The 5,346-nt window shown below is 70.2% G+C and carries 9 protein-coding genes; 6 read left to right on the plus strand and 3 right to left on the minus strand.

Going from position 1 to position 5,346, the window contains the following annotated elements:
- Positions 1-166: 166 nt before the first annotated feature.
- The 6 genes from ACWGIU_RS28570 (at position 167) to ACWGIU_RS28595 (ending at position 4,312) form a co-directional block, all read left to right on the plus strand.
- On the plus strand, positions 167-382 hold the full coding sequence (locus ACWGIU_RS28570; protein WP_453710529.1) for a hypothetical protein: 216 nt from the start codon (positions 167-169) through the stop codon (positions 380-382).
- Between the two features lie 256 nt (positions 383-638).
- Positions 639-1,610: an acyl-ACP desaturase gene (locus ACWGIU_RS28575; RefSeq protein WP_453710531.1), complete on the plus strand. Its 972-nt coding sequence runs from the start codon at positions 639-641 to the stop codon at positions 1,608-1,610.
- Positions 1,611-1,682: 72 nt separating this feature from the next.
- Entirely contained in the window at positions 1,683-1,985 is a 303-nt protein-coding gene (locus tag ACWGIU_RS28580) for a hypothetical protein (protein ID WP_453710533.1), read from the plus strand.
- The gene (locus tag ACWGIU_RS28585; protein WP_453710535.1) at positions 1,978-3,111 is read left to right on the plus strand and encodes a hypothetical protein; all 1,134 of its coding nucleotides are present in this window, start codon (positions 1,978-1,980) and stop codon (positions 3,109-3,111) included. Before ACWGIU_RS28580 ends, ACWGIU_RS28585 begins: the two co-directional genes overlap by 8 nt.
- Positions 3,108-3,734 carry a hypothetical protein gene (locus tag ACWGIU_RS28590; RefSeq protein ID WP_453710537.1) on the plus strand — a complete coding sequence of 209 codons (627 nt, stop codon included), beginning with the start codon at positions 3,108-3,110 and terminating at the stop codon, positions 3,732-3,734. The genes ACWGIU_RS28585 and ACWGIU_RS28590 overlap by 4 nt, the downstream gene beginning before the upstream one ends.
- A complete protein-coding gene (locus ACWGIU_RS28595; RefSeq protein WP_453710539.1) occupies positions 3,731-4,312 on the plus strand; it encodes a hypothetical protein in 582 nt (193 codons plus the stop codon). The genes ACWGIU_RS28590 and ACWGIU_RS28595 overlap by 4 nt, the downstream gene beginning before the upstream one ends.
- Here ACWGIU_RS28595 and ACWGIU_RS28600 read toward each other — a convergent pair whose 3' ends face one another.
- The 3 genes from ACWGIU_RS28600 to ligD form a co-directional block, all read right to left on the minus strand.
- Entirely contained in the window at positions 4,313-4,558 is a 246-nt protein-coding gene (locus ACWGIU_RS28600) for a WhiB family transcriptional regulator (protein ID WP_453710541.1), read from the minus strand.
- Between the two features lie 46 nt (positions 4,559-4,604).
- Complete coding sequence (locus ACWGIU_RS28605; protein WP_453710542.1) at positions 4,605-4,805, minus strand: hypothetical protein; 201 nt, start codon at positions 4,803-4,805, stop codon at positions 4,605-4,607.
- Positions 4,806-5,060: 255 nt separating this feature from the next.
- A partial coding sequence (gene ligD / locus ACWGIU_RS28610) for a non-homologous end-joining DNA ligase LigD (RefSeq protein ID WP_453710544.1) occupies positions 5,061-5,346 on the minus strand: 286 nt, incomplete at its 5' end.

Below are 5,346 nucleotides of genomic sequence, written 5' to 3' on the forward strand. Positions count from 1 at the left end.
CGGGGCTCGACCCCGCGCCTCCCCCGGCGGCGCCGAGGCGGGCCCCGCCGGCGCTGCCGCTGCTCTCGGACGTCCATCCCGCCCTGGTGTCGTTCCTGGCTTCGGAGCCGGCGGCCGGGGGCGAGCCGGCACTGGCCCAGGGTGTGGCGCGGTTGCGGTTCCACGGATGGTGCACCTGCGGCCGGGCCTGCACCTACCTCGGCACCGCACCGCACCCGCCGGCCGCGCGGGCAGCTCCTGGATCCATCTCGACGACGGGGACACCCCCCTCGTGTGGCTGCAGCTCGACCGCGAGCACACCTCGTTCGCGGGGATGGAGATCTGCGCGTTCGAGCTCGGTGCCGCACCCGCGCTCGATCCGCATCGGCCTGCCTGCGGGTGAGCGGCGACCGGCCGGATCATCGCGGCGGACGGTGAAGCGGAATCAATTTTTGTCGTCAAAACGCGGCTCGCGAGCCACCTGTCGGCGTGATTTTGGCCCCTCGAACCCCTTCCAGACCCGCGCTAGACTGCGTAGATAACTGGATGTAACCGGACATAGACCCACCGGGGGGTTGGCTGGCCTTGATGTCACGCTTAACCTACGACTCCGTAGGCTACGGAACCGTAGGTAATTCGCTTTGCACTCAGGAGTACCCGTGACGATCACCTCTCCCCACCTCGGCAGCTCGGAGGCGTGGACGGACGCCAAGCTGCTGTTCGCGCTGGAAGAAGTGGTCGAAAAGGAGCTCAACCGCCATCTGAAGGTCACCAAGGACTGGATGCCCCACGAGTACGTCCCGTGGAGCGACGGCCGCAACTTCCCCGGCTTCTTCGAGGACGGCGAGGCCTGGGACCCGCAGCAGTCCAAGGTCACCGACATCGGCAAGATCGCGCTGGTCGTGAACCTGCTGACCGAGGACAACCTCCCCAGCTACCACCACGAGATCGCGACGCTCTTCGGCCGCAACGGCGCCTGGGGCACCTGGGTGCACCGCTGGACCGCCGAGGAGGGCCGCCACGGCATCGTGATGCGCGACTACCTGCTGGCCTCGCGCGCCGTGGACCCGGACAAGCTGGAAGCGTTCCGCATGCAGCACATGTCGGAGGGGTTCGAGTCCGACAACCGCCACTCGATGCTGCACTCGGTGGCCTACGTGGCCTTCCAGGAGCTCGCGACCCGCATCTCGCACCGCAACACCGGCCACCAGTCCGGTGACCCGGTCTGCGACCGGATGCTGGCCCGCATCGCGCAGGACGAGAACCTGCACATGATCTTCTACCGCAACCTGCTGGGCGCGGCCTTCGAGCTCGCCCCGGACCTGACCATGGAGGCCGTGCGGGACGTCGTCGTCAACTTCAGGATGCCCGGACACGGCATGCCCGGCTTCGAGCGGATGGCCGCGCAGATGGCCATCGGCGGGGTCTACAACATGCGGATCCACCACGACGACGTACTGAGCCCCGTGATCCGCTTCCTCAAGATCATGGAAATCGACGGCCTCGGCCCCGAGGGCCAGAAGGCTCAGGAGGAGCTCGGGCTGTTCATGAACGGCCTGGACGCCGAGGCCCGGAAGTTCGACGAGAAGCTGGCCGCCCGCGCCGCACGCCTCGCCGCCCGCAAGGGCTGACCGATTTCCGCTCGCTCGGGCGAGTGACGCCGATTGCCCTGGCAGAGCCGTGCTCTGCCAGGGTTTCGCGTCATGACCTCGCTCCAGGTGGACATCGACCAGCTGACCCGTCTGACGCGCGCCCTGGACTCCTCGCTGGCCTCCCTGCGGGAGGCCAGGCGCGCACTGAACCACGTACGGCCCGACCAGCTGGGCACGGCGGACCTCGACGCTGCGTGTGACGGCTTCCAGGAACGCTGGGCCTACGGCACGCAGGAGCTGACCAGACGCGTCAAAGGCGTACGGGAGGGCGTGGACCGCAGCGCCGCGGAGTACGCGGAGCTGGATCAGGCCATCCGCGCGGCCTTCCTCCGGGCGGCGGCCGCGCGTGACTGAGTACGCGGCACTGGGCTTCGACCCGGCCCCCGGGAATCCCGCGACGGTCCTGGCCCTGGCCAAGAAGCTCAGCGCCTCGGCCACCTCCCTCGGGGAGGCGTCCCGGGTGGTGAAGGACCTGGTCTCCCACAGCTCGGCCTGGCAGGGCGAGGCCGCCACCGCCTTCCGCGCCTCCCTCTCGCAGGATCTCCCCCGCTACCTCGGCGCGGCTCACACCTCCCTCGCGGAGGCCGCCCGCCGGCTCACGGGGTGGCACGACATCCTGGTCTCCCACCGCGCGCTGGCCGACCGGTACGAGGCCGGGGCCGCGGCGGCGAAGACGCCGGAGGCTCTCGCCGACGCCCGCCGCCTGGCCCGCGAACTCGCCACCGAGCACGGCACGGCCGCCCGCCGGGTGGCGCACACCCTGAACGCGGCGACGGACCGACTGGCCCCGAAGGAGCCGGGCCTCCTGGCCTCCATCTGGAACAAGATCGTCGACGACCCGGCGGACGCGATGTCGAACGCGTCGGCGATCCTGGGCGCGATCGGGGCGGGCGTTGCCCTGGTCTTCCCGCCGGCAGGCCTCGCGATCATGCTGGTCGGCAGCGGCCTGTCCCTGGCGGCCCTGGCGATGCACACCTCGGACCCGAAGTTCCGCAAGTCCCTGTCCGACGGCTTCACGAAGGGCCAGTTCGACGCGGACTTCTGGAAGAGCAGCGTGACGCTCCTCGGGGACACCGCAGGCGCGGTCCCAGGAGTGGCCGCGGTAGCCTCCGGCGCGAAAGCCGGCACGGCAGCCGCCCGAGCGGCGATGGCCGCGGCGCCTGAAGGCAGCGCGGTGGTGGGACTCGCCCCCGGGGCCGGCGCGTTCAGGCAAGCGGCATGGAGCACCTCGGACGACCTGCGGCAGCTCGATAGCCCTCTGACTGGATGGGCCATGCGGTCGTCGTCGCAGGAAGCGAGGGATCGAGTGGGTGTGGCGGTGGCAACTACTGGCGCGGTAACCGCCGCAGGGGACTACACCGCGGACAGCGAGACGCTCGAGCAGAGTTCGACCGCGGTGGACGGCACCCGAGGGGTCCTGGACGACGCTCCCTCGGCCATCAGGAAGTCGGGCCATGTCTTGTCGGTGTTGCGGCCATGACGCGACAGAGCAGTCTTCCGCCCGTCTGGTTCCGTCTGCCTCCGGGCTTCTACGACATCTCCCCCGAGGACAGAGCGACGCTGGACGCGTTCGCCGAGGCCCTGGGTGGTACCGAGGCACAGCAGCAGCTGTCCCCACTCATGGACGGGCTCGAAGGGCTGGCCGAGCACGAGGTCGTGCACACCGCGCTCGGATTTCACCCCGAGGCGCCGACCGGCGTCGCCACGTCATTGTTCTCCGTGACCGTACGGCGGATCGAGCAGCCCAACCCCCGCCTGGCCGTGGCACGTACCGCCCTGGCCATTGCCCGCTCGCCCTTGTGGACCAGCGCCGACCGCAGGTTCATCGAGTTGCCGTCCGCCCGTCCCTGTTGTCTCGTCGCCGGGACGATGTCCCTGCCCGACATGGACCAACGGCCCTTTCAGGCCAGGGTCGTGACCGCGCATCCGGACGGTCTCCATCTGCTCGTCCTCGATCTGACCAGTGCGTCCACCCAACACGCCGGCGCCTACACGGACATCCTCGAAGCGATCGCGCACACCCTCGGCTTCTCGGACCCCGACGCCGCTGCACATGAGCCGAAGGTCTCGGGGACCTCACGCATTTTGGAGGTACTCCTGTGAGCGTCACCCTCACCAAGGTGGCCTGGGACAACCCTGCGACCGTGGTCGGCTACAAGCGGCTGGTCGTCCGCCGCCTCGTCTGGGCGCTGAGCCTCGGCGTTCCTCCACTGATCGCTCTGTCCTGCTCCGGTATCAGCCGCCGTGCGGCGTGGGCCTTCATCTTCATGATCATCGCTGTCGCGCCCTACTTGCCGTGGGTGGTCGTCACCTACTTCCGGCGACGCAGGGTCGCCGCTGTGCTCCAGGCCTACCCCTGGCAGGAGTGGCCGTGCCGCCACCCGCGCAGGCCACCCGGGAGCCCCGCGACCATCGCCATTCCGTTCCGGGAGGACTTCACCGCCATGTTCCGCGTCATCCCGTTCCCGGTTCCGGTCGAGACCATGGAAGGTGACCACCCGGACCGGATCTGGTTCGCGGGCGACCCCCGGTTCGGTGGCGTCGTGTCGCCCGTCGGGGGGCATTACCCGGTGCGGGTTGTTGCCCACACACCGCGTCGGGAGGAGTGCGGTGGCGAAGGGTTCGATCTCGCACGGCGCGTGGGGCTGGTCCGTGGCAGTGGGAAAGGGACACGCACCTGATCAGCGGCGGGGGCGCAGGGCCAGGCGCTCGGACTCCGAGAGGCCGCCCCAGACTCCGAAGCGCTCGTCGTTGGCCAGGGCGTACTCCAAGCACGCGGCCCGCCCCTCGCAGGCCCCGCACAGCCGCTTCGCGTCGCGCAGCGAGGAGCCGGGCTCCGGGAAGAAGAAGCCGGGGCCCGTCTGGGCGCACAGGGCCAGCTCGTACCAAGCGGTGTCAGTGGATGCGGCAGTGGTGTTAATCGACATGCCGGTGATACTTACCGCCGCGGATAGACGTCCGATCAACGACTGATCAACACCTCGTCATGACCCGGACGCGGGCGCGGCGGATCGGGACCGGGACACCGAATGCCGCCTCGTCCGTCGTCCCGGCCGCACGGTGGAAACCGGCGGCACCGACCACGTCACCCGTGTAGCGCTCCGTCCAGCGCAAGGTGCCCGCGTCGGTCACCGCTCCCAAGCCCCCGCCCGACGGGTCGGCGCCTATCGCCACGCGGCCGAAGTCCAGGACGTTCCATCGACGGATCGGCCTTGACCGCGCCTGCCCGGAGACCGCCGGGCGGTGTGACCACGGTGATGGCGACCGCCGAGCGATTCGGCCACCGACGCGTGTCCACCTGACCTGGCCGGCCGCGGGCACCGCAGCAGCACCCCACGACCATCACAGCTGCGCCGGGGGAATCTGTGCTGGAGCCCGCCCGCATGCACGTGTCGCAGCACGACGCCGCCGCGTGGCGCCCGTCGCCCGTCAGTCCTCGTGCTTCGCCCGGCTGGGCTGGACGCGCTTGGGCTCGCCCGGCATCTTCGGGTAGTCCGGGGGGTAGGGCATGTCCGCCAGGCCGTGCTCGCGCTCGTCGCGGGCCGCGAGTTCCAGTACGGCGTCCAGGGCGAAGGCGTGCTCGTCCATGTCCGCGTGCAGGTCGCCTAGTTCGGCGAAGCGGGCCGGCATCGTCACGATGTCGAAGTCGCGCGGTTCGACGTCGTCGATCTCCTCCCAGCGCAGCGGGGCGGAGACCGGGGCGTGCGGGAAGGGG

The organism is Streptomyces sp. NPDC054840, assembly GCF_053611065.1.